The organism is Maribacter dokdonensis DSW-8 (genome assembly GCF_001447995.1).
Taxonomy (GTDB): Bacteria; Bacteroidota; Bacteroidia; order Flavobacteriales; family Flavobacteriaceae; genus Maribacter; species Maribacter dokdonensis.
Genome location: NZ_LDPE01000001.1, coordinates 1,741,050 through 1,765,076, shown reverse-complemented (window position 1 = coordinate 1,765,076; position 24,027 = coordinate 1,741,050). Strand labels below are relative to the sequence as shown.

Genomic DNA, 24,027 nt, shown 5'->3' with positions numbered 1-24,027 from the left:
AAGTGGTGTTTTCAGTTAGTTAAGAAGATTTGCTCGTAATTTTTAATGCTTTTTTCTTCAAGATAAATTGCTAGAAGTCAAATGTTAATGTTGTGAATTGGTAGTTATTATTTCTATGTAAAAATAAAATCGTGTTATTTTTGTAACAAAACTCAAAACGTACGTCTTATACATCGACACGTTTAAAAACTAACTCACAAAATGAAAAAAGTTTATTTATTTGCTGCCGGTCTGGTAGCATTGGCTTCTTGTAAAGAAGAGGCTAAACCAACTGCAGAGGCAGAAAAAATTCCTGGTATTGTTCTTGCCAATATGGATACTACCCAAAACCCTAAATCAGATTTCTATAATTACGTCAACGGAAATTGGATGAAGTTTACTGAAATTCCTGATGATAGAACAAGTTGGGGAGGCTTCAGTGTACTTCGTAAATCTACAGATGACGATGTGTTGAAAATATTGGCTATAGCTAAAGAGAGTGGTAACTACGCTGCAGATACCGATCAAGCTAAGGCTTTGGCCATTTTTGATACAAAGTTGGATACCGCAGCCAGAAACAAGGCAGGTATTTCTCCTTTGGAACCTGCTTTTAAGGAAATTGAATCGATAAAAAATCTAAAAGATCTACAGACCGTTTTGGCTACCAATGCCGCGGTGTCTTCTCCTTTCCTTAATATTGGCGCTGGTGCAGATTTAAATAATAGTAGCATGAATGCCGTTTATTTAGGAGCTAATGGATTAGGGTTGCCGGATCGTGATTTCTATTTGGAGGAAGATGAAAAATCTATTGAAATTCGTGAAGAGTACAAAAAACACGTTTCTAAAATGTTGCAGAAATTGGGTGACTCTGAAGCAGATGCTAATAAAGCAGCGGATAAGATCTTAGCATTGGAGACACAATTGGCAGAACCTCGCTTAAATAAAGTAGAGCGTAGAGATGCTAGAAACTACAATAATCTAAGAACTGTTGCTGAAGTTGACGAGATGATGTCGACAATTGATATGAAAAAGATGATTTCCGATTTAGGAATCACCAAAAAATTCGATACCCTTTTGGTAACCCAGTTGAGGTATACCGAAGCTTTGGACAAGTTTTTGAAAACAACACCTATTGAAGATATTAAGACATTGATTAGATGGGATACGTTCAACAGCGCAGCCGGTAAATTGACGACCGAAATTGAAACCGCCAATTGGGAATTTTATAGCAAATACCTAAGAGGGGCTAAGGAACAACGCCCAGCAGATGAGCGTGCATTGGCAACCGTAAATGGTACTGTTGGTGAAGCTTTGGGTCAGTTGTACGTGGATGCTAAATTTCCGCCAGAAGCAAAAGCGAAGGCAGAGTTAATGATAGCCAACGTGATCGATGCTTTCAAAGAGCGTATTGCTGTTTTGGATTGGATGAGCGATTCTACAAAAACAAAGGCTATAGAAAAGTTGGATAAATTCACCGTTAAGATTGCTTACCCAGATAAATGGGAAGATTATTCTACAATGGAAGTTTCTGCCGATAAGTCTTATTTTGAGAATATGACCGCTGTTAATAAATGGGGAGAATTAAAGAACTACTCAGAAATTGGTGAGCCAGTGGATAAAACGGAATGGGGAATGTCTCCACAGACGGTAAATGCATATTTTAATCCGCTGAATAACGAGATTGTTTTTCCTGCAGCAATTTTACAGCCTCCTTTCTATAACTATACTGCAGATGAAGCCGTAAACTATGGTGGTATTGGTGCTGTTATAGGACATGAGATTTCTCATGCATTTGATGATAGCGGCTCTCGTTTTGATGCCGATGGAAATCTTAAGAATTGGTGGACAGAAGCTGATTTGGCAGCTTTTACAGAAAGAGCCGATGCTTTGGCGGTGCAGTATGACAGTGTTATGGTTTTACCAGATGTATATGTAAACGGTAAGTTTACCTTAGGTGAGAACATTGGAGATTTAGGTGGTTTGTTAGGTGCTTATGATGGTTTACAGAAATACTACGCTGAAAATGGGCGTCCTGAAGATATTGATGGTTTTACGGCAGAGCAGCGTTTCTTTATGTCATGGGCTACGGTTTGGAGAACTAAGAGTAGAGATGAAGCGTTAAGAACGCAGATCAAAACGGATCCACACTCTCCTGGTCTGGTTAGAGCTACTCAACCATTGTTGAACATTCAGGCATTTTACGATGCTTTTGATATCAAAGAGGGTGATGACATGTACCTAGCTCCAGAGAAAAGAGTAAGTATTTGGTAATTTTTCAATAATTTATAAGATAAAAGGGCGCTACATAATAGCGCCCTTTTTTGTTTCGATACATCATTGCGAGGAGTTTTTCGCGACGAAGCAATCTGTCTGTTAATGGTCACGAATAAGTTTTAGTCAGCCGGCAAGCAGATTACTTCACTACGATCGTAATGAGGTTAATCTTCAACAGAAACCCGAACACCTTCACTATGACTGCTAAACTCTGGTGCATACATACTCTCTATGGTGGTTATGCCATTACTGAAGTTACCTGCATTGTTGACCCTTATATCATACTCAAATACATAAACCCCTTTAGGTAAATAGTCAAAAAAGAAGTTGGTGCTGGCATCTTTGGTGCTTTCATAATAACCCAACCCATCTTGCCACTTGTATCTAGATATTACGTTCACCGGTTCAAAACCTGCTGCCCTCATATCTTTCATGTGAATAAATTCCATGTCTCGGTCAGATTTTAGTTCAATACGTATACGTACCAAATCGCCCACCTGTAATGAGGTTTTATCGGTAATTTCAGAGAGTACTTCTCCAGAATTGGTATTCTTTTTCAAAAAGATTTTTTTCTTCAAATGCAACGGCGTTTTTGCGCTTGTTATTTGATCTAAATCTTCAAAGTACTGCCAGTACAATGAGCCCCAAGCAATACCATTTCCTTTTTTAGTTATTTGGACTTCGCCCATTTTTGGTGCAACTTCATTACCGTTCCAAGCGGTTTTAAAATACCCTGTGCCAGCTTCTACTTTGACATCTTCCAAAGTGGTAGGCTTTAGTTTTTCTCCGCCAATAATTACATCTACGGCATCGGTGACGGATAACCAATCGCTGCCTTGTAATAATAAAGCATAAACAGCTTCGGTAGTAGCTTTGGTGGTACTCCATTGATTGGTTTGCTTATTTTTTAATAGCCAAATTTTTAGATTGTCAATGGTTTCAACATCTGTTGGTTTAATTTCTGAAAATGCTTCTATGAGTAATGATTGGGTCTCAATAGGTGCTTGGTACCAAAACCATGAACTGGTGTTACTTTTCCAATACATACCCAACTCATCATTGGTTATACTGTTTTCCTCTAAAGCACGTATTATTTTATTAGCTGTATAGGTATCGTTCATACGATGTAAGGTCAATGCTAACATGCCTTGAGCGTATAACCCTCTAGAAGTCCAATATTGCTGTGCTTGTTTTGTATAGTAAGCTGTAATTTCCTGCACCTTTTTAGAAGTTTCTATTTCAGGGAAAAAACTACGCATATATAAATAATGTACTTGGTGGGTACTTAAATGGTCGTCATCAATATTGGAGGTATATTTCTTCATTTGTTCGTATTCAGCTACGAATTCGTCATCAAGATATTCAATAGCTTTTTCAATCATTTCTGATTTGGAATTGAATAAAATTGATAAATCATTGGTGTCGTTGGCTTCTGAGTCTGTCAATTTGTTCAAATGCCCCATGCCTGTGATGATATGCAGAGTAATATACCTGTTGTCCGGACCGCCTTGAAACCATGACCAAGCTCCGTTAGAATTCTGATTCTGTACAAGTTTGTTCAATGCTGATTGTTGCTCATTTTTCATTTTGTTCAAATTGAACAACAACCCTATTCTTTTCTTTTGTTCGGTTTCAGATTGTGCATCTCTGAGCCATGGGGTTTCTTGAATTAAAAGCGATTTCAATTCTTGATTTTTCTCTAGGTTGCTCAATAATGCATCTGAATTTGCCCATTGATCGAATACTTCACGAATTCTAGGGTTGCTGTTGGCAATGTGGCTTGCCAATGTATTTGCATAATATCTAGAGAAGGTCTGCTCGTTGCAATCATACGGATACTCCATTAAATACGGTAGCGCTTGTACTGCGTACCAAGCAGGATTTGACGTCATTTCTAAAGTTAACTTATGATGTTCTAAAGTTGCTGAAGACGTGTTTTTCAATTTGTCAAAGGTAAAGGTTTTCGTTTGGTTGCTACGAACCCACATAGGTAAAGTTTCGGTAACTAGGGTTCTGTTGGATAGTACCGGTAACATGTTTTGTTCACCATCTGAATAATCACCTGCTTTTGCAATGATTCTATATTGAACCGTTTGTAGCCCTTCAGGAATTTTTAGGTTCCATGATACTTGAGTGTTACCAAGAGAATCTATAGAAAATGAATTTTGTTGCTGAGCGTTGGTTAACAACTGCGCTGTGATATCTGTACCTGTCAACGCATCGGTTAAATCTAATTGTACTATTCCTTTAAGGTTCTTATTGGTTAAGTTAGATATTTTACTGCTTATGGTAATGGTATCCCCTTCACGTAAAAAGCGTGGTGCATTTGGTGTTACCATTAGTTCCTTTTGAGTAACGGTGGTTAAATTGATAATGCTGCTCTCTAAAGCTTTAGTGTGTGCCAATAATTGAATATTCCAACGTGTTAGCGCTTCGGGAGTGGTAAACGTGAACGAAATATTACCATCTTTATCCGTTAATAATTTTGGGAAGAAAAATGCCGTTTCTTGAAGGTTTTTTCTAACGGATATTGCATCTAAATCCGTTTCTTTTGTTGGTTCCAATATCTCTGTTTCTACGCCGGCAACTTCTCCAGATAATTCCGATGCTACAGCTGAGCCCGTAACCACCATTTCATCTAAACCTGCGTCACTAGCCATTTGAGCCTTTCTCATTGGAGATTTTGAGTATGCCAATGCGGTAGACCGTGTTTCATAGAACATGCCGCCAGTGACAAAATTTAGCCCAAACCAGTCAAAGGAATCATATGACAAGTTAGGATAGCTTACACCTTCATAATTTAATTGGGTATAGAAACTACTTGTGGCAAAACTATGTTGTGCATTGGTTCTGCTTTCTGAATAATAGTTTGGTTTGCTTAACGGATTAAAATTCCAATAATGTGGTCTGAATTGATTTAAAGAAACATCGAACATGTTGGCTAAAAGTTCAGCACTTACCTTTTCGCCCTTTGGTCCTTTGATTTTAAATGACCATGTTTCTTCTGTACCAGGGGCTAACTTATCTCTAAAAGTAATGGTTTCTATTTGAAGATCTGTAGTTGGGTAGGGTACTGAGATGGTCTGCTTGTTCGTGGTAAAGTCATTGGCAAAAGCGTAGCTGTAATTTACGTTGAATCCGCCTAAATTATCCTTTGTTACGGGTATGGAAATGGTTTTGGAATCGTTGTTCAGCGCAAGGATTTTTACATCTGTAATTTTCTGGTCCTTTTCTATAACAACGGTTACGTTCAAATTCTTTGCACTTGAAAGAAAAGTGACCTTTGCGGTATCTCCTATATCATATTGATGTTTATCGGTTTTGACCTGAAACAATTGGTTGTCTGCCAATACATTTTCCTCACCAGAAAATGTAATAATGGCAACATCTTTTACTAGTTGTCCAAATTTATCTTTTGCACTTAGCTCTAGTCTGTATTTGCCTGATTTCCAATTTTTTGTTTTGCCAAAAGCTATTTCTTTTGATTCTGCCGTGTTGAAATTGGATGACCAGATTACCTTTTCTTTATCCCATTGACTGGGGTCGTTTTCATTTTCAAAGGCGTCATGTGGGTAAAGTTCTTTAAATTCCTTTTTGGTAAAACCGCTATAATCAGGTGCAGCCCAGGGTCTTGGTCTTAAAACATGATCAGGTGCTTGTAGTTTGTATAATGTTACTTCGCCCGTTGTAGCTGCAAATTCACCATTTAAATTAGTGCTGGCGATGTTGATCTTGTTATCTTTTTTTGTTTTGTCAAAGAATTCCGGTACTTGTATAGTAACGTTTAGGGAATGGTATCCAACGGCAACATGGGTAGTCGTACTTCTTGTTTCACCATTAATATCAGTGACATCTGCAGTAACTTCAAAATTAAATGTTGGTAGATTAGAACTGTCAATACTATTGTCTGGAGCAGCAATAAATGGTATTTCATAGTTGCCATTTAAATCTGTAATGGTTTCACCATGGGTTATTTCTTGAGGTGCGATATTAAAATAAGGTCTTGACCAGTAATACCATCTAGGTAAGTTCACTACTCGCTTTACCCGATACACTACTTTTGCGCCAGAAATAACGCTGCCTGCATACGCTTTTGCTTCACCTTTTACTACTACGCTGTCATTTACTTTATAGGTTTCTGTAACAGGTTTAAAATTGGTTTCAAACTTAGGGCGTTTGTATTCCTCTACAGAAATACTAGCGTAGCCCGATAGATCAAATTCATCTGAATAGGTGTGTAGGGAGTAGCCGCCAGTAAGACCGGAGTTTGGTAAAATGAATTCTCCTGAGACAGAACCATATTCATTGGTTGTTAGCTTTAATGTCTCTAAATTTTGTCCGTTTACATCATGAAGTTCTACTTCAATCTCTTTGTTGGGTAAAACCTGAGAAACTCCGTTTTCTTGTTGTATGGCAATACCTTTGAAGTACACAGGCTGTCCTGGTCTATAAATGCTTCTATCGGTAAATAAAAAACAAGAATGCCTAGTGCTAGACTTGTTTTGGCTATAATACCTATTTAAATAGTAATTCTTAAAATAGGCAGTTTCATTATTTTTTTTGACAGTAAGATCAATCTGGCTCCAACTGTCTTTACCTTTTGCTACTATAATTTTACCGTATTTATCTGTATGGTAGGTTTTGGAGTTTATATTGTCTCTATAATTCTTTTTATACGCGAGCACAACCACTGCGTTATAGATCGGTTTTCCGTTGCTGCGATCAATAACTTGATAATGGTTATGGGTACCTGTCTGTGTTTCAACTATAGCTAAGTCGGTAACTTGTACGGTTGTGAAACTAAAGAAATTACCCAGTTCATCTTTAGATGTTGCAGTAATTACGTAATTGCCATTCGTTAATGATGGTAAAGAAATTTCAATGGCGTGCATTTGAAAATCATGTTCCGTTTTTATGGGAGCAGTCCATGATTTGTCTATAGGTAAAGCATTGATGAATTTTTGTTTGTTGGCAGTGTCATAAAGCTCATCTAATTTGTTTAATTGCTTTTGGGTGATTTTCCGAGCTGTAAGGTCTAATTCTTCTACATTTTTATAGTTGACTAGAATACGACCTACAGTATTCTTGGATAAATATTTTTCGGTAGTTAATTGAATGTTGGGTTTTTGGATTTCAGATTTTAAGGCAATGCATTTTTGTTCGGCAAAGGTGTTTGGGAACTTGGCAATTACACCATCTAACAAATCTACAGCTTGCTTTAGTTTCCATTGGTGATCAGTACTGGTAGATGGATTGTATGTTTGCCCTATTTCTTGGTAATGTTTTGCTATTTCATAGGAGTATAACCCTGAAAGCGGACTATGTTTAATATTCTCTGCAGAGTTTTGAAGTACCTCTAGAAACAAATTGTCCTTGTTGGTGAAAACGGCATTTTTATGAATGAACAACAGGCGCGCAATATCTACCATTACCAAGGGATTAATATCGGGGTTACCAAAGTGAAACGCTACTAGTTCCTGATAAATGCCTAAAGCTTTGGCTTGTAACGATGTATTTTTGAGGTCGCTGAACTTCAAAAAACTAGAAGTATATGCCTCACACAAAATTTTAGGGTCATCTATTTCAAATGTATTAAGTGGCCTGTTAATGCTATTTTCATTTGATGTATAAAAATTTAAGGCGGTATGTGCCAATACATCAAAAAGTGTAGGTCTATATATTCTGGTTTTTTCTTGAATATGTAGTATTTCGTCGAAATCTGAAATAGGTAAACTTTGGGTTTTTTCTGCACTCATTAACGAGGCCGAAAAATGTTCGTCTATTTCCTTAAAAAGGGTGTTTAGGTCCCATGTTCTAAAATCTATAGGGTCAACCTTGCTTTCGGTGGTTGTTCTATTGTAAAATTTGTATCGGTTGTATTGAAAATACTGCCAGTATAAGTTAGCCAAATGACTATGCAGTATTTGTTTGGTAGGGGCATCTGCTAGTTCAATTTCAGATTTAAACTCATTTACAATGTTCAGTTCAGCATCTTCCTCAAGTGTCATTACATAAGCAGACTTATGCAATAATGCCTTAATGGTTTGCGTATAATTGTTTTCTTCTTTTGCCTTTGAAAAAATCGTTTCTACAACTTGTAGTGCAGATTTGGTCCTGTTCTCCAACTCATGTTTGTCTACCTGTTGCCAAAGTTGATTGTACGAGTTATTTGCCTGGGCATTACCAAATTGTGAAAACATGAATACAGTTAAGATTAAATATAGTTTTTTCATCATAGTAAAATTACAATACAAAACTGTGCCAAGGTAATTTTAAATGCAATGAAAAATGAGTGAACTGTCGCTTTCGATTAGTTATGTTCGAAAATGTTATGAGGAAGTATTTCTGAAGATTAGCTTGTTGTATTATGGTATTACTGCAAACACCCTGCTCAAAAAAAATGAGACAGGGTGTTATTTATATAAGGTGAAAGTTTAAACTTTGTGAATTTTTAATGTAATTGAAACTTTTGATGAGTTGTCTCAGCTTTTGGTTGCATATTTTCAGCCACCAAATCTTTTATAAATTCATCAATTTGAGACTTGGTTACATTGGGCATGCAAATTACATGTGTAATATCATCTGTAGCCAATTGCCATTTCTTTTTGATGGTCTCGGACACCTTAGGCAGTACAACGGTAATGGCACCTTTATTGGTCCAGGCGTTAATTCCTATTTTTTGTAATTCTTCCTTGCAATATTCGGCGGTCTCTAAACTATGTCGGTACCGTGCTTCTAACCCTTTTACGCCCATTTTTTTAATGGCGTACCATAAGAATAATGGACTATGGCCATTTCTAGAACCGGTTATGGTAGTGTCTAAAGAACCAATGTATGAAATGCCCCTTGCAATACGATCTCTTAATGAACGCTTTGCAATGATTACTCCAGAAGGGAACGGGGAGCCAATAAACTTGTGACCACTAATTGAAATGCTGTCTGCACCGTCTTGAAAATCAAACGGAATGCGGGGTTCAATAAATGGACCGTAAGAACCGGCCAAGGCGGCATCGCAATGTATATAATGATTTTGAATAGCCAGTTTTTTCAGTATTCTCTTTACTTCAGATACATCATCTTTGGCTTCTGTCATTGTGGTGCCAAAGGTGGTAAGGATAATGGCAGGTTTATCTCTGTTCAGCTGTAACGTATTCTCAAGATCTTCGTAATCTAATTCACCGTTTTCTTGAGCTCTAATGGTAATACTTGGTAAGTTAAGCAAGTGTATGTTTTTCTTTACACTGTAGTGGGTAGATTCAGAAAAATAAACCATGGCTTTTGGGTGAGATTCCCTTGCTAAGTATAAACCATATAAATTACTCTCGGATCCTCCATTGGTAACATAGCCCCAAAAATCGGTTGGGTCTGCCCTAAAAAGTTGGGCAAAAAAGTCTACTACTTCTCGTTCCATTTCATGGGTTTGTACTTTGTATGTATTGTCCTCATAGGGATCGCCAACATTGTTTATGGGGTGTTTTAAAAATTCATATAGCCTAGAATAATCAAAGTCCTTTGCAACCGGGTAACCAATAACTCTATCTTTTTCTTGAATTAACTTGGTCAACAGCTCATCTATCTTTTGTTCGTTATTCATTTATTTATATTTTTTAAATATGGATTTTTATCACTGTAAAATTACAATTAATGGTATTGTGATTCTTTATATTATCAAATATTAGCATATATATCTTTTTATTTGATATTTTTAGATTTTTAATACTGCTTAACCTTGGATTATCTTGTTAGATAGAATAATAAACTACTATGGATGTTACAGATAGAAAAATTTTAATGCAACTGCAGCAAAATGCTAAGCAAAACACCAAAGAAATAGCCTCTAAAATAGGTTTGAGTGTTACGCCAACTTATGAAAGGATCAAAAAGCTGGAACAGCAAGAGATTATAAAATCATATGTAGCCTTAGTGGATAGAAACAAAATAGGAAAAGAACTTATAGCGTATTGCCAAGTAACCCTTTCCAAGCAGCAAAAGAAACTTGCAGATAACTTTAAAAGGGAAATATTGTTGCTGCCAGATATTATGGAGTGCCACCAAGTATCTGGTAATTTTGATTATTTATTAAAGATAGCAGTAAATGATATTTCTTCATTTCATAGCTTTATTAATGAAAAGCTCTCCATTATAGATGGTATTTCTACCATACATAGTTCTTTTGTTCTTGATTCTGTTAAAGATACTTCTGCCTTTAATCTGTAAGAATTATATAAGACTATTATAACGTACAGGCGTAGCAGATTTTTAAAGTCATTTAAAAGATGTTTTGGGTTAGCATGATATCAGTCAATATCTAACTTTGAATTCTGGTAAACTAAATCAAAAATTCTACAGTTTAGATGGTATTCGATGGTATTTTAAATCATCTTTTCCTTTTTTTGGATATTTTCTATTTGGTCTGAGATGAACATCATCAAAACCGAAACTTTGTAGAATGCTAACAAACCTTGGTATACATGCGTTCACTATTGTTATTTTCCTCCATTATATGTTGCTTTTCCTATTCGTTCTCGCAATGGACAGAACCTGAGAATTCTAATTCAAAAAAAGAGGTTTCGCATTCTTTTTATATCACCTCGAATGTTGGAAATGTACCTTTTAACGAAGCTCAAAAAATTCTGGAACAAATCAATAACGCCTCGGTAAATGATAACGAAGCTACCTTGTTGTTAATTGGTAATGTATTGGATAAGGAAGGGTTTTCTTCTCATGATGATGAACAAAATGAAGTTAAAAATAATCTGCAACCATTGATGAACTTATGGGATAATTTTAATGGAAACGTAATCCTGACCCCTGGGGAAAATGAATGGTTGAAAGATGCGCCGCAGAGTATAGATGACCTAGAATCTTTTTTACAAGATAATAGTAAGGCTAAATTTTGGCCCAATGATGGTTGCCCATTGGAAAAGGAAACAATTAATAATGAGGTGGTGCTAGAAATGGTAGATTCTCAATGGTTTTTGGAAGATTGGGACGATCACCCATATATTAATGAAAAATGTGAGCATAAGACAAGAGATCAATTCTTGGCAGAATTTAAAGATGATTTAAAAGATAGTCAGGGTAAAACGGTAATTGTAGCGGTCTACCAACCTGTGATGAGCAATACAAAGGTTTCGGTTATTGATAAAATGGGTGGTTTTACTCCAGAGTCATATCAAAATAGTCAAAACAGACAACTGCGTGGTAGAATGGAAACCATTGCTAGTCAATTCGAAGATGTTATTTTCGTTTCTGGTAAAGACCGTAATCTACAGTACTTGGAAGATGATGGTATTCCACAGATCATTAGTGGTGCAATAGGTAAAACAGATAGGGCTAGAGCCCCAAAAGAAGAGCATTTTGAGAGTGAAAAGCAAGGATATGCAAAATTGACGGTCTTTAAAGATGGTAGTTCTCAAGTAGAATTTTTTAAAGTAACGCATAATACTTCTCAATCAATCTTTACAAAAACCATTAAAAGGGAGCGACTTTCCGTAGATGAGATATCCTATCCGAAGAAAGCATATGGTGCAACTACAAAAGCATCGATTTATACAAAAGAGGAAACCGATAAAACAGGGTTCTATAAATTTCTGTGGGGAGATCATTTTAGAAATCTTTACAGCAAAGAAATTTCAGCTCCGGTATTGGATATTGAAGAACTACCAGGTAATGTAAAACCTATTTCAGAAGGAGGCGGTACACAATCTAGGTCATTACGATTGATCGATGATAATGAACATGAGTACACGCTAAGGGCTTTACGTAAAAGTGCTGTTCGTTTTCTGCAGACAACCGCCATAGATAACCATTATGTTGAAGACTACCTTAAAAACACTATTGCTGAGCGTTATTTACTAGATTTTTATACCACTGCCCACCCTTATGCACAGTTTTCCATGAATGAACTTTCTGAGTCTTTGGGCGTGCTACATGCAAATCCAAAAATCTATTATGTACCCAAACAAAAAGGCTTGGGTATTTATAATGAAGATTATGGCGATGCACTTTTTATGTTAGAGGAGCATGTAGGCGATGAGAATAAAACCTTTGAAACCTTTGGGAAGCCCAATGATATTTTAAGTACTACGGATTTACGTATGGAACTAAGGGAGTCAAAAAACGCTTTTGTTGATGAATCTAGTTTTATACGTGCGCGATTATTTGACATGCTGGTAGGTAACTGGGATCGCCATCAAGATCAATGGCGTTGGGCAGAATTTAAAACGGCCGATGGCAAAAAAAGATATGAGGCAATACCCCGCGATTGGGATCAAGCTTTCCCAAAGTATGACGGACCAATAATTTCTTTGTTAAAGTTTAGTTTTCCACTACTGCGAAAAATGGAAAGCTACGATGCTGATATCAAAAATGCGAAGTGGTTCAATTTTTCAGGATATCCTTTGGATAAAACTTTTATAAAAAAAGCAAATTGGGAAGATTGGAAATCTCAGGTAGATTTTATTCAAGAGAACCTGTCTGATGCGGACATAGAATCGGCATTTGAAACTTTGCCCGTAGAAGCTCAAGATGAAAGTATAGAAACGATTAAAAAGAATTTAAGGTTACGCCGAGACGGACTAGAATCTATTGCCAAATCATATTACGATTATTTAAGCAATTTTGAGGTAGTTCTTGGTACCGAAGATGATGATGAATTCTTGATTACCCGTAAGCCAGGCGGCATTACCGAAATAGGTATAGCAAAAGATTCGGTGGTTTTTCAAAATTCATATAACAATAAGCAAACCAATGAGATTTGGGTCTATGGTCTTGATGGTAATGATACGTTTACTGTAGAAGGTAATGGTAAAAAGCCTATAGATATTAAGATAATGGGAGGGAAGAAAAATGATACTTATGATTTTAAGAATACCAAAAAGGTAAAACTCTATGATTATAAAAGTAAGAACAACACTATAGTAAATTCAAAATCTAGAAAGTGGCTTACAGATTCTTATGACGTTAATAATTATGATTACCAAAAGAGAAAGTATCATGAAAATATTGTGTTTCCAAGTATAGGTTATGATGCCGATACCGGATTCAGATTCGGATTAAAAAATCGTTTTACAACATATGGGTTGGTCAATAATCCTTTTGAGGCGCAACATACCATAGGTGCCGAGTATTTTTTTGCTACAGATGGTTTTGCGATCGATTATAATGTTGAATTTGGTCATGTACTTTACAATTGGAATTTAGGTTTCGATCTTCGCTATGCCAGTCCCAATTTTACAATGAACTATTTTGGAGAAGGAAATAATTCTGCATTTGATGGTGACCTTGATAGAGATTTCAATAGGGTGCGCATGCGCCAGTGGAAGTTTTCTCCTTATTTAGTGCATAAACATAGGGGTAACAGTTTTTATGTGAGGACCGCATTAGAATCTTTTGATGTGTCAAATGATGATGATCGTTTTGTAGGGCAGGCTTTTACATCTGATAATGATGTATATGAAGATCAATTATATGTCACCACTGAGTTAGGTTATAATTATAAAAACCAAAACGATCCGGCGTTTCCAAATAGGGCTATGGAGGCAGATGTTATTACTGGTTACAGATCTAGTATTAATGGTTTTGATAATCGTTTTGGTTATATGAAACCTACATTGAAATTAACATATCCGCTACATCCCAGTGGTATTGCTGTAATAGCAACTAAAATTGCGGGCGAAACGGTAATAGGTGAGAATTATGAGTTTTATCACGGTGCTGTTTTAGGAGGTAACCAGAGTTTAAGGGCTTATAGAAATGAGCGGTTTAATGGTAAAACGGCTTTTTATCAAAGTACGGATGTAAGGGTGGGTTTAACTAGATTTAAGACCAATTTTATTCCGCTTCAATTAGGTGTAAGTGCAGGCTTTGATTATGGACGAGTGTGGACGGATAACGATACTTCTTCAAAATGGCATAATGACTACGGTGGCTCTGTGTGGGTTTCGGGCTTTAGTGCACTAACCGGTAACTTAGGTTTTTATCATGGGGAAGATGGTAACCGTGTCATATTCAGTGTAGGTTTTAATTTCTAAACACCGTTGCTACCATGAATTTTACAAAGTAAAAGTGCTTGTTTACATGAATTTAATGTGTTCATAATAATTATTTCCGCCTCAGTTAACTCGAACTTTACATTGATCTTTTTGTTTTGATACTTAAAACCAAACTGTATTAAAATGAAAAATGTATTACGACCTTTTTGTGTAGCAATTCTTGGAATTTCTATTTTATTTACCTCATGTGCCGATGATGGTATGGACGGTGTTGACGGAGTAGATGGTGTTGATGGCGTAGATGGTGCTGATGGTGCCGACGGGGAAGATGGAGCTGACGGAATGGATGCCGAATTTCCAATCACGATCGATCAACTGAGCTTTTCTAAAATAGGAACTTTCACCAATGGAAATGATGAAGCTTTTGCAGAAATCTCCGCTTTTGATGCCGCTACAAATAAATTGTTCATTGTTAACCCTGAAGAAAATGAGGTTTCGGTGTTAGATTTGACAGATGCTTCAAATCCGGTTAAAGGGACTTCAATTGCACTGGCTGGAAATCCAAATTCAGTGGCGGTTCATAATGGAGTATTAGCTGTTGCTGTTGAGAATATGGATAAGCAAGCCGATGGAACTATTGAAACCTACGCTACAGATACGCAATCTTTATTAGTGTCTTACCCGGCGGGTGCATTGCCAGATATGGTTGCTTTTTCTCCTGATGGTGAATATATTGTTTCAGCTAATGAGGGCGAACCAAATGATGATTATACGGTAGATCCAGAAGGCTCCATCACAATTGTTGAGGTAGCTACCGAAACGGTAACTCAAGTTTATTTTACCGGACAAACAGATCCCGGAAACGGATTCAGAGTTTTTGGTAATAACGGTATGTCAACATTTGTACAAGATATAGAGCCGGAGTATGTTGCCATTTCAGATGATTCTGCCACAGCTTACATTAGTTTGCAAGAAAACAATGGTATGGCCATTGTAGATTTAGCTTCAAAGACCATTATCGGTCTTGTAGGTTTAGGTACAAAAAATCACATTGTTTCAGGGAATGAAATAGATGCCTCTAATGATGATGGTATTCCTGGGAATTTACAGAACTGGAATGTTCTAGGTTTTTATATGCCAGATGCTATAGATTATTTCACGGCAAATGGAAATGGTTATGTGGTTTCTGCGAATGAAGGAGATGCAAGGGATTATGATGGATACTCTGAAGAGGTGCGTGTAAAGGACCTAGAATTAGACCCTGCTTTTTATCCAGATTTTGATATGTTGCAAGAAGATGAAAATTTGGGTCGTCTAAAAACTACTACTGCAAACGGAGATGAAGATAATGATGGGTTGTACGAGCAAATTTATGCCTATGGTGCCCGTTCCTTCTCTATTTGGGATGCAAATGGTCAGTTAGTGTATGACTCTGGTTCTGAAATTGCCAGAAGGACATTGGCATTGGCGCCTTCAATATTCAATCAAGATGAGGGCGAGGTAGATGAACGATCAGATGATAAAGGGGCGGAGCCCGAAGCGGTAGTAACCTTAAAAGTAGGTGATGAAACTTTGTTGTTCGTAGGATTGGAAAGAACCAGCGGAATTTTGGCTTACAACATTACAAATCCATTCAATCCTGTTTTTGTTACTTGGATTTATGATGGTACTGATATTTCGCCAGAAGGTATAATCGTAGTTGATAAAGATGATAGCCCTACAGGTAACTATTTAATGATAGCAACTCATGAGGTATCTAGCACTATAGCTATTTATGAATTAAAATAACGTTTTTGAATTTGCTCCTTGAGCAATACTCCAAAATTAAAACGCCAAATAGAAATGTTTGGCGTTTTTTTTATGATTTAATATGGATGTTAAGAGGTTAATATTCTTTTTAGCTCAGCAATAGTATGTTCTTTTTCCAATTGAAACCCAATATGGGGCAATGCCGTAAATATGACTAAAATAGCCAATGGAATCAAAGCAATATATGGCTCACTACCTTTGGTGGTTACCATATAAAGTGTAACAAGAAACACACAGAAAATTACTGTAATGAACAAGTAAAGAAATATAGTTATAAATGAATCTACCTTTAGATTGATTTTTACGTTCGTCCCTTGGGGTAGAAATGAATTTCGTTGGTACGTAAATTTTTTACAGCTAAATCCATTAGGGTAAACGTGACCAATAAAATAACCACTCTTGGTATCTTCTTTATTATAGCTGACTTTATAGCTTTTATGCTCCCTAATGTTTTCCAAAAGAAGTTTCTCTATTTCAGCTGTAGTAAATGCCGTAGTTAGCTCAATTTTTTCTGATGGAATAAGTTTCATGACCTTCGTTTTTAAACGATAGTAAGTTCTACACCTAATTTGATGAGTCTTGCTTTTGTCTTTTCGTCAATACCGGCATCCGTAATAATGTGGTCAACTTCATCTATTCCACAAATTCTACCAAATCCTTTTTTATTGAATTTAGATGAATCTGCCAGTACAATAATTTTTTGTGCAGCTTTTATCATTTGTTTGTTCAAAGACGCTTCCATAGAGCTTGTAGTGGTAAGCCCAAATTCAAGGTCAATACCATCAACTCCCAAAAATAATTTGGTAAAGGTGAACTCCGTAAGCATTTTCTCTGCTATTGGGCCCACTACCGAAGATGAACTGGACCTTATGTTGCCGCCAAGTTGCATAACATCTATTTCATTGTGTTCCCCCAATATTAATGCCGTGTTTAAAGATGCGGTTAAAACGGTAAGGCCTTCAATTGGTTTTATATGCCTGGCAAATTCTATTACTGATGTGCCTGAGGCTATTATAATACAATCATTAGATTCAAGGTTAGAAGCTGCGGCGATCGCAATTTTATTTTTTTCCTCCTGATGAAATTTCTCTTTAATATTAACCGAATTTTCAACAATATATGGGTTGGCAGGTATGGCTTTGCCGTGAGATCTAAAAAGTAATTTTCGATCTTCTAATAATTTAAGATCTTTTCTAATGGTCACTAGAGATACGTTGAATTCCTTGCTAAGGTCATTCACCTTTACAAAACCTTGCTCTTCTAGTTTGCTTAAAATTAATTTATGGCGGTCTACAATATTCAACGTAAGTGGGTTTCGGTTTATACAAATATATAAGCTTTTATGTAAAAGGGTGGCTATGAACAAGATTCATAATAGTAACAAAACGAAACTTTATTTCAAAAATAGCGTAGAGGATTAAGAGTCTATACTTGTATTATCTGAATCAAGAAATAATTAAATAGTTCGTAATTTTTATACTTCATAATTGTTTAAATGAGTTGTTTTATGATGTTTCTAGTAACATTTAAATAATATTTTATTTTGAATTGTTTCTGTTTATTGTATTTTTAGCGTCAATTTTGATATAAAACGTAATAAAAGGAAATTTTGTGAAAAGAAAAGAAATGATTAGTAAGTTGAAGGTTACACCTAATACTTATGACTTTATTATAATTGGTGGCGGTGCTACGGGAATTGGAATAGCATTAGAGGCATCGGCTAGAGGGTATTCGGTCGCTTTGTTGGAGAAATCGGATTTTACTAAATCAACATCCAGTAAAGCAACAAAATTGGTGCATGGCGGAGTGCGATATTTGGCTCAAGGAAACATAGGCTTGGTGCGGGAGGCGGTTGTAGAAAGAGGTCTTTTGTTAAAAAATGCCCCTCACATAACCAAAACCCAATCTTTTGTGATACCAACACATGGCCTATATGATGAAATTCTATATACTATTGGCTTAACATTCTATGATTTGTTAGCGGGTAGATTAAGTCTTGGCAGGTCTAAACGTTTATCCAAAACAAAGACCTTAGAGCGAATCTCTTTAATAAATCCTGATAAAATATCGGCAGGTGTGCTATATTATGATGGTCAGTTTGACGACTCTCGTTTGGCGGTCAATACCTTGCAAAGTGCTGTGGAATTAGGCGCTGTTGTGGCTAATTATTGTGCTGTTGAAGGTTTGTTGAAAGATGCCAACGGTAAAATTACCGGAGTTAAGGTCTTTGATGAGGAAGGCAAAGAATCCTTTGAAATCAAGGGAAAACAGGTGGTGAACGCTACTGGGGTATTTGCTGATGATGTGTTGCAAATGGATGCTCCCGGGTCTAAAAAAACAATTGCTCCAAGCCAGGGTGTTCATCTCATGTTGGATAAGTCTTTTTTACCTGGTGACGATGCCATTACTATTCCTAAAACAGATGATGGTAGGGTGTTGTTCTTAGTGCCTTGGCATAATAAGGTCATTGTTGGTACTACCGATACTCCCGTGAAAAAAGAATCTTTGGAACCTATAGCTTTAGAAGATGAAATAGGATTTATTTTAAACACTGCAACCAGGTATTTGACAAAAGCCCCAAAACGAAGCGATGTCTTAAGTGTTTTTGCGGGGTTAAGACCATTAGCGGCACCAAGCGAGGACGGAAATAAAACAAAAGAGATTTCGCGCAGCCATAAAATCTTTTCATCAGATTCCGGTCTGTTGACCATTGTTGGCGGAAAATGGACCACATTTAGAAAAATGGGCGAAGATTTGGTTGATAAAGCGGAAAAGAACCAGCAATGGACACATATTGCTACTAAAACCAAAAACCTTAAAATTCATGGTTATAAAAAAGATGTAGACTTAAATAACCCCCTATACTTTTATGGTAGTGATGAAGAACCTTTGTTAAAACTTTCCAAGGAAAAGGGGTGGAACACTACTCTTAGCAATTCATTAGGTGTAATAGAAGGACAGGTTGTGTGGGCCGTTCAAAATGAAATGGCTCTTAATGTAGAAGATTTTCTTGCCCGTAGAACCCGTTGCCAGTTATTGGATGCCAAGGAAAGTGTTAGGATGGCCCCAAGAGTGGCAGAAATTATGGCAAGCGAACTAGGTAAAGACTCCGAATGGCAAGCCAAACAAGTAGAAGATTACAAGAAGGTAACTTCCAACTATATTATTTAAAATAACTATTCAATTGATGTCAACTTACAATTGAATTAACTTAAAATTAACAACTCAATGAATACCAAATTAATTTTAGCATTAGATCAGGGTACAACTTCTTCACGTGCCATTTTGTTTAATCATGCCGGTGAAATTGTAAAGGTTTCTCAAAAACCATTTGAGCAGATATTTCCAAAACCAGGATGGGTTGAACATGATCCTAATGAAATTTGGTCCTCACAAATATCTGTAGCGGCGGAGGTAATTGCAAAACAAGGTATCACCGGTGATAACATAGCAGCAATAGGAATTACCAATCAACGAGAAACAGTTGTAGTTTGGGATCGTGAAACCAGTGAACCAATTTATAATGCCATTGTTTGGCAAGATAGAAGAACTGCCAAGTATTGCGATGAACTTAAGGATAATGGTCATGTAGATTTAATTAAAAAGAAAACAGGTCTGGTCATTGATGCTTATTTTTCGGCAACAAAAATTAAATGGATTCTTGACAATGTAGAGGGTGCTAGGGAAAAAGCTGAAGCAGGAAAACTCTGTTTTGGTACTGTAGATACTTGGTTGATTTGGAAGTTGACCAGAGGTAAAATGTTCATTACAGATGTGTCTAACGCAAGTAGAACCATGTTGTTCAATATTCACACGTTAGAGTGGGATCAAGAACTTCTTACCCTTTTGAACATTCCCAAATCAGTACTGCCCGAAGTGAAACAAAGTAGTGAGGTTTATGGAACAACGGCTACAACATTGTTTTCAACAAAAATTCCTATAGCAGGTATTGCGGGCGATCAGCAGGCAGCTTTGTTCGGTCAAATGTGTACTAAACCGGGTATGGTCAAAAATACCTATGGTACAGGCTGCTTTTTGTTGATGAATACTGGCGATAAAGCGGTGTACTCTAAAAATAATTTACTTACTACCATAGGTTGGAAGATTAACGGAGAAATTACATATGCCCTAGAAGGGAGTGTTTTTGTTGGTGGGGCTGCAATACAATGGTTAAGAGACGGTGCTAAAATGGTTAAAACTGCACCTGGAATCAATCATTTGGCAGAAACGGTTGAAGATAATGGTGGAGTGTATTTTGTGCCGGCCTTAACTGGATTGGGCGCTCCGCACTGGGACCAATATGCCAGAGGAGCCATGATGGGAATTACAAGGGGTACAACAGATGCACATATTGCACGTGCAACCATTGAAGGTATTGCATTTCAAGTTTATGATATCGTAAAGGCCATGGAGGCAGATTCAGGTGAGGAAAGTGTTGAACTTCGTGTAGATGGTGGGGCAAGTGCCAGTAACCTATTAATGCAGATACAATCAGATTTGTTCGGCTTTAAAATTATTAGACCAAAAACTTTAGAGACGACGGCAATGGGTGCAGCGTACCTTGCAGGTTTGGCCGTTGGGTATTGGGACAGTATAGACGATATACAATCGCAATGGAGCATTGATAAAGAGTTTTTTCCAGAAGCTCCAAAAGAAAAAATAGAGAATATGCTCTATTACTGGAACAAAGCTGTAAAATGCGCACAACATTGGATTGAAGAATAAAAACTGACCATTAACCAACTTTTTAGATATGTCAATTTTAATAGCGGAAATTATAGGCAATATGTTACTTATTCTTTTAGGTAACGGAGTGGTAGCGAATGTGGTTTTGAACGGTACTAAAGGCAATGGCTCTGGTTGGATAGTTATTACCACGGGTTGGGCACTGGCGGTGTTTGTTGGTGTTGTTGTTGCAGGTCCATACAGTGGGGCGCACTTAAACCCCGCGGTAACCATTGCTTTGGCCGTAGCCGGCAAAGTATCATGGGACCTTGTTCCTGAATATTTAGTAGGAGAACTGATCGGCGCCATGTTGGGGGCGTTTTTGGTTTGGGTGTTTTATAAAGATCATTTTAAAATTACAGATGATGAAGGTGGTAAGTTGGCTTGTTTTAGTACGGGACCAGCTATTAAAAATACTTTTTCCAATTTAATAAGTGAGGCGATCGGAACTTTTGTTCTGGTATTTGTAATATTCTATTTTGCGGGTCCTGAATTAGATATTATTGGTGATGTAGACTCACGCGCAATTATCGGATTGGGCTCTATAGGAGCGCTGCCCGTTGCTTTTTTGGTTTGGGTTATAGGTTTGTCCCTAGGTGGTACTACAGGTTATGCCATAAACCCTGCTAGAGATCTTGGACCACGTATTGTTCATTCATTGTTACCCATTAAAGGTAGTAGTGATTGGGGCTATGCTTGGGTGCCAATAGTAGGTCCGTTACTTGGCTGTTTACTCGCTGCTTTCCTGTATTTGATCCTTCTGTAACTAATTCATGGTTTATTTTGATTTACGCTTTTATACTGTTCAAGTACTTTTCTTAATTGAACCCCAAATTCTTTGTTTAAAAATTTCCCATGGTACGTTAGATTATGCTGTTGGCAATAAGCTATAAATTCTTGGTATTTGACAGCGTTAAATTTTATGATACTTTGATGCCCGCTCAAAGTATCAATACTTTGATTCTTTATTTTACCATTTAAAAAGCTATAGGTAATTTTGAATTTTCTAGGTTTCCTCTGTAGTGCCACGTCAAGAAAATTGGTGTTCTCTTCAATGGTGATAATTGTGTCCTTGTTAACGCTAATGTCCAATAATGATATATGCGAATCAAGTTCTTTGCCCCATAAAATTATGTCCATCAATTGTTCTTTACTTTCTATTTCTTTACTTCCATCCATAAAAAGTTCATAATAATGATCTTGGATCAAAGTGTTCACCTTTTCAACATCATAATTATTTCTAGCCTCAATAAACGATATTACTAGGTCTTGGTTCTTTAAAGTTTGATTACCAAACATGCCCATAAAGATCATGATAAATAGGGAAAGAATAGGGTGGTGGTATAAGTTGTGCGTAATCATTTAGTTTCTTTGAAATGTTGGTTGAAATAAAATGGTCATTCTAAATTAGTAAATATGTTACAGCTTTCGCTATCGTTGATTTTGTTTATGGTATTTGAAGTTTTATAAAAGGGATTTTAGCTAGAACTGCATTAATACAACACCATTATTTAAAATTTAATTGTACTACAATATGTCCAGAAAATAAACAGAATTTGTAGCGGAATTCTAAACCATAAATATGAAAGACCGTGACCATCAAAAGTTCCATTTTGATAGTTAATATTGTGCATAGCTGCATAAATATTGGCAGGTAATAATACAATGAAAAATATAATCAATACCCACGCACCTAATGAGGAATACTTGGGTATTAAAATTCCTATGGCAAGTGAAATCTCAACAAAACCCGTGGCATACACGATCAATTCTTTGTAGTGGATAATTTCCGGTATCATCATGCTCATCCCTTTTGTAAATACAAAATGACCAATTGCCGTAAAAAGGAGCATTAAGCTCATAGCAATTCTAGCTGCTAGTTTATAGTCATAAGTTTTTGTAATGATTTTAATCGCAACTAATGAAATGGCAAAACCTATTAGAAGGACAAGTAGTGGTTTCATGATTCTTTATATTTATTAAAACACAAAGGTCATGAAAGCGTATTTGGAATTAATGAACCTAGGTTAAGTAATACGTTTTCTTATTCTGCTCAGTGCTTGCGGACTAACACCAATATAGGAAGCTATATATTTTAAAGGTATGTGTTGCAGCAGATTTGGTCTTTCATTAAATAAATCCAAATAACGCTCTTCTGCTGTTTTGCTTAAAAGGGAAAGTTCTCTTTTAGACTTTATCAAATACATGTTTTCTGCCATTTTTCTACCTATAATGTTGCCAACTGATGTATGAGCATAGACTTCTTGTAAATCCATGTTATTAATTTGCCACATTTCCGTTTCCGTCAAAGTTTCTATTTCATATGCTGATGGCGTTTCTGTTAAAAGTGAATCATAACCTGTAACGAACTCATTTTCAAACAAAAAACCAAAGGTGATGTCAGCATCTTCTTTAGGTATATAGAGGCGAATAATTCCTTTAGTAATAAAATATAAATGCCTTTCTATTTTTCCTAATTCTAAAATCTTTGTGTTTTTGCTGTACTTGACTTTTTTTAGTTTAGAAGAAAAAAAAGCCCAGTCAGTATTGTTCATTTTAGAAATCTTATCAATAAAATCTCTGATTTCATTCATATAATAGGTTTAATAGTATAGCCTATTTTAAAAGTAGTGAATTTTAGATGGGAATTTAGGTAGTTCTTTTTTATGATGAAATGAAAGTATACAAAAAGGGAAATACAGGTTATTATCTAAAAGTAATAACCTGTATTTTGTAGTTCTTTATAATAGCAATATGACCATTCATTTAAATCTGCTTCTGTGATCTAAGCAAATATGGTACATGTATTTATTTTGACAGTATGGGAGCTTTTTTACTTCTGCCCCAAGCTATGAATAAGGCAATGCCCATGATTAAGATGTTTGTGATTATAGCAGAATATTCACCTTTAGATGCGTGAAATATAGCAGCTAAAACCATAATTATAGCCAAACCTAAAGCTGCCCAAATAGTTAGAAATGGTTTAAAACGAAAAATACCGGGAATCAATAACCCTAATCCACCTAGGAGTTCACTTATACCAATAAAACGAATTAGACTTACGGGTGATGAGGCAACCCATGGTAATGATACAGCTAATTCTTCTATTGGCTGGGTGGCTTTCATAACACCTGCCATTATAAACATAACAGCTAATAATCCTTGGGCAATCCATAATCCTATATTCAATGCCTTGTTGTTCTTTTGTTGGGTCATTTTAATTTCTGTATTGGTTTTCAGCAAA

The 24,027-nt window shown here is 36.4% G+C and carries 15 protein-coding genes; 7 read left to right on the top strand and 8 right to left on the bottom strand.

From position 1 onward, the window contains the following. Positions 1-201 precede the first annotated feature (201 nt). Positions 202-2,250 carry a M13 family metallopeptidase gene (locus I600_RS07720; RefSeq protein WP_058103868.1) on the top strand — a complete coding sequence of 683 codons (2,049 nt, stop codon included), beginning with the start codon at positions 202-204 and terminating at the stop codon, positions 2,248-2,250. Between the two features lie 167 nt (positions 2,251-2,417). Here I600_RS07720 and I600_RS07715 read toward each other — a convergent pair whose 3' ends face one another. Further along, positions 2,418-8,486, bottom strand: coding sequence for an alpha-2-macroglobulin family protein (locus tag I600_RS07715; RefSeq protein ID WP_058104317.1), 6,069 nt, complete (start codon positions 8,484-8,486; stop codon positions 2,418-2,420). A 218-nt stretch (positions 8,487-8,704) separates the two neighbouring features. Then, positions 8,705-9,847: a histidine decarboxylase gene (locus tag I600_RS07710; RefSeq protein WP_058103867.1), complete on the bottom strand. Its 1,143-nt coding sequence runs from the start codon at positions 9,845-9,847 to the stop codon at positions 8,705-8,707. 170 nt (positions 9,848-10,017) lie between these two features. Between I600_RS07710 and I600_RS07705 the strand changes: the two genes are divergently transcribed. The 3 genes from I600_RS07705 (at position 10,018) to I600_RS07695 (ending at position 16,037) form a co-directional block, all read left to right on the top strand. Next, positions 10,018-10,470 (top strand): Lrp/AsnC family transcriptional regulator, encoded by a 453-nt coding sequence (locus I600_RS07705; protein WP_058103866.1) that lies wholly within the window; start codon positions 10,018-10,020, stop codon positions 10,468-10,470. Between the two features lie 254 nt (positions 10,471-10,724). Further along, positions 10,725-14,288, top strand: coding sequence for a BamA/TamA family outer membrane protein (locus I600_RS07700; RefSeq protein ID WP_058103865.1), 3,564 nt, complete (start codon positions 10,725-10,727; stop codon positions 14,286-14,288). 144 nt (positions 14,289-14,432) lie between these two features. Then, positions 14,433-16,037: a choice-of-anchor I family protein gene (locus I600_RS07695; protein WP_058103864.1), complete on the top strand. Its 1,605-nt coding sequence runs from the start codon at positions 14,433-14,435 to the stop codon at positions 16,035-16,037. Positions 16,038-16,126: 89 nt separating this feature from the next. Here I600_RS07695 and I600_RS07690 read toward each other — a convergent pair whose 3' ends face one another. Together I600_RS07690 and I600_RS07685 are read right to left on the bottom strand one after the other, a co-directional pair. After that, positions 16,127-16,588 (bottom strand): hypothetical protein, encoded by a 462-nt coding sequence (locus tag I600_RS07690; RefSeq protein ID WP_058103863.1) that lies wholly within the window; start codon positions 16,586-16,588, stop codon positions 16,127-16,129. An 11-nt stretch (positions 16,589-16,599) separates the two neighbouring features. Continuing rightward, positions 16,600-17,361 (bottom strand): DeoR/GlpR family DNA-binding transcription regulator, encoded by a 762-nt coding sequence (locus tag I600_RS07685; RefSeq protein WP_058103862.1) that lies wholly within the window; start codon positions 17,359-17,361, stop codon positions 16,600-16,602. Positions 17,362-17,669: 308 nt separating this feature from the next. On the opposite strand from I600_RS07685, the gene I600_RS07680 reads away from it, so the two are divergent. The 3 genes from I600_RS07680 to I600_RS07670 are packed head-to-tail and all read left to right on the top strand — an operon-like array spanning position 17,670 to position 21,549. Further along, positions 17,670-19,229, top strand: a complete 1,560-nt coding sequence (locus I600_RS07680; RefSeq protein ID WP_058103861.1) for a glycerol-3-phosphate dehydrogenase/oxidase — start codon at positions 17,670-17,672, stop codon at positions 19,227-19,229. A gap of 57 nt (positions 19,230-19,286) precedes the next feature. Continuing rightward, on the top strand, positions 19,287-20,783 hold the full coding sequence (gene glpK / locus I600_RS07675) for a glycerol kinase GlpK (protein ID WP_058103860.1): 1,497 nt from the start codon (positions 19,287-19,289) through the stop codon (positions 20,781-20,783). A gap of 28 nt (positions 20,784-20,811) precedes the next feature. Further along, positions 20,812-21,549 carry an MIP/aquaporin family protein gene (locus I600_RS07670; RefSeq protein WP_058103859.1) on the top strand — a complete coding sequence of 246 codons (738 nt, stop codon included), beginning with the start codon at positions 20,812-20,814 and terminating at the stop codon, positions 21,547-21,549. Positions 21,550-21,554: 5 nt separating this feature from the next. On the opposite strand, the gene I600_RS07665 is transcribed toward I600_RS07670, so the two are convergent. The 4 genes from I600_RS07665 to I600_RS07650 form a co-directional block, all read right to left on the bottom strand. Beyond that, positions 21,555-22,145: a hypothetical protein gene (locus I600_RS07665; RefSeq protein ID WP_157490853.1), complete on the bottom strand. Its 591-nt coding sequence runs from the start codon at positions 22,143-22,145 to the stop codon at positions 21,555-21,557. Between the two features lie 149 nt (positions 22,146-22,294). Then, complete coding sequence (locus I600_RS07660) at positions 22,295-22,747, bottom strand: DoxX family protein (RefSeq protein ID WP_058103857.1); 453 nt, start codon at positions 22,745-22,747, stop codon at positions 22,295-22,297. 63 nt (positions 22,748-22,810) lie between these two features. Beyond that, positions 22,811-23,377, bottom strand: coding sequence for a Crp/Fnr family transcriptional regulator (locus I600_RS07655; RefSeq protein WP_058103856.1), 567 nt, complete (start codon positions 23,375-23,377; stop codon positions 22,811-22,813). Positions 23,378-23,591: 214 nt separating this feature from the next. Then, positions 23,592-24,026, bottom strand: a complete 435-nt coding sequence (locus I600_RS07650; protein ID WP_201796619.1) for a DoxX family protein — start codon at positions 24,024-24,026, stop codon at positions 23,592-23,594. Position 24,027: the final 1 nt, after the last annotated feature.

What these genes read in the sequence shown, in the direction of transcription:
- I600_RS07720 (WP_058103868.1), top strand. Translation starts at nt 202, where the DNA reads ATGAAAAAAGTTTATTTATTTGCTGCCGGTCTGGTAGCATTGGCTTCT.
- I600_RS07715 (WP_058104317.1), bottom strand. Translation starts at nt 8,486, where the DNA reads ATGAAAAAACTATATTTAATCTTAACTGTATTCATGTTTTCACAATTT.
- I600_RS07710 (WP_058103867.1), bottom strand. Translation starts at nt 9,847, where the DNA reads ATGAATAACGAACAAAAGATAGATGAGCTGTTGACCAAGTTAATTCAA.
- I600_RS07705 (WP_058103866.1), top strand. Translation starts at nt 10,018, where the DNA reads ATGGATGTTACAGATAGAAAAATTTTAATGCAACTGCAGCAAAATGCT.
- I600_RS07700 (WP_058103865.1), top strand. Translation starts at nt 10,725, where the DNA reads ATGCGTTCACTATTGTTATTTTCCTCCATTATATGTTGCTTTTCCTAT.
- I600_RS07695 (WP_058103864.1), top strand. Translation starts at nt 14,433, where the DNA reads ATGAAAAATGTATTACGACCTTTTTGTGTAGCAATTCTTGGAATTTCT.
- I600_RS07690 (WP_058103863.1), bottom strand. Translation starts at nt 16,588, where the DNA reads ATGAAACTTATTCCATCAGAAAAAATTGAGCTAACTACGGCATTTACT.
- glpK (WP_058103860.1), top strand. Translation starts at nt 19,287, where the DNA reads ATGAATACCAAATTAATTTTAGCATTAGATCAGGGTACAACTTCTTCA.
- I600_RS07670 (WP_058103859.1), top strand. Translation starts at nt 20,812, where the DNA reads ATGTCAATTTTAATAGCGGAAATTATAGGCAATATGTTACTTATTCTT.
- I600_RS07665 (WP_157490853.1), bottom strand. Translation starts at nt 22,145, where the DNA reads ATGATTACGCACAACTTATACCACCACCCTATTCTTTCCCTATTTATC.
- I600_RS07660 (WP_058103857.1), bottom strand. Translation starts at nt 22,747, where the DNA reads ATGAAACCACTACTTGTCCTTCTAATAGGTTTTGCCATTTCATTAGTT.
- I600_RS07655 (WP_058103856.1), bottom strand. Translation starts at nt 23,377, where the DNA reads ATGAATGAAATCAGAGATTTTATTGATAAGATTTCTAAAATGAACAAT.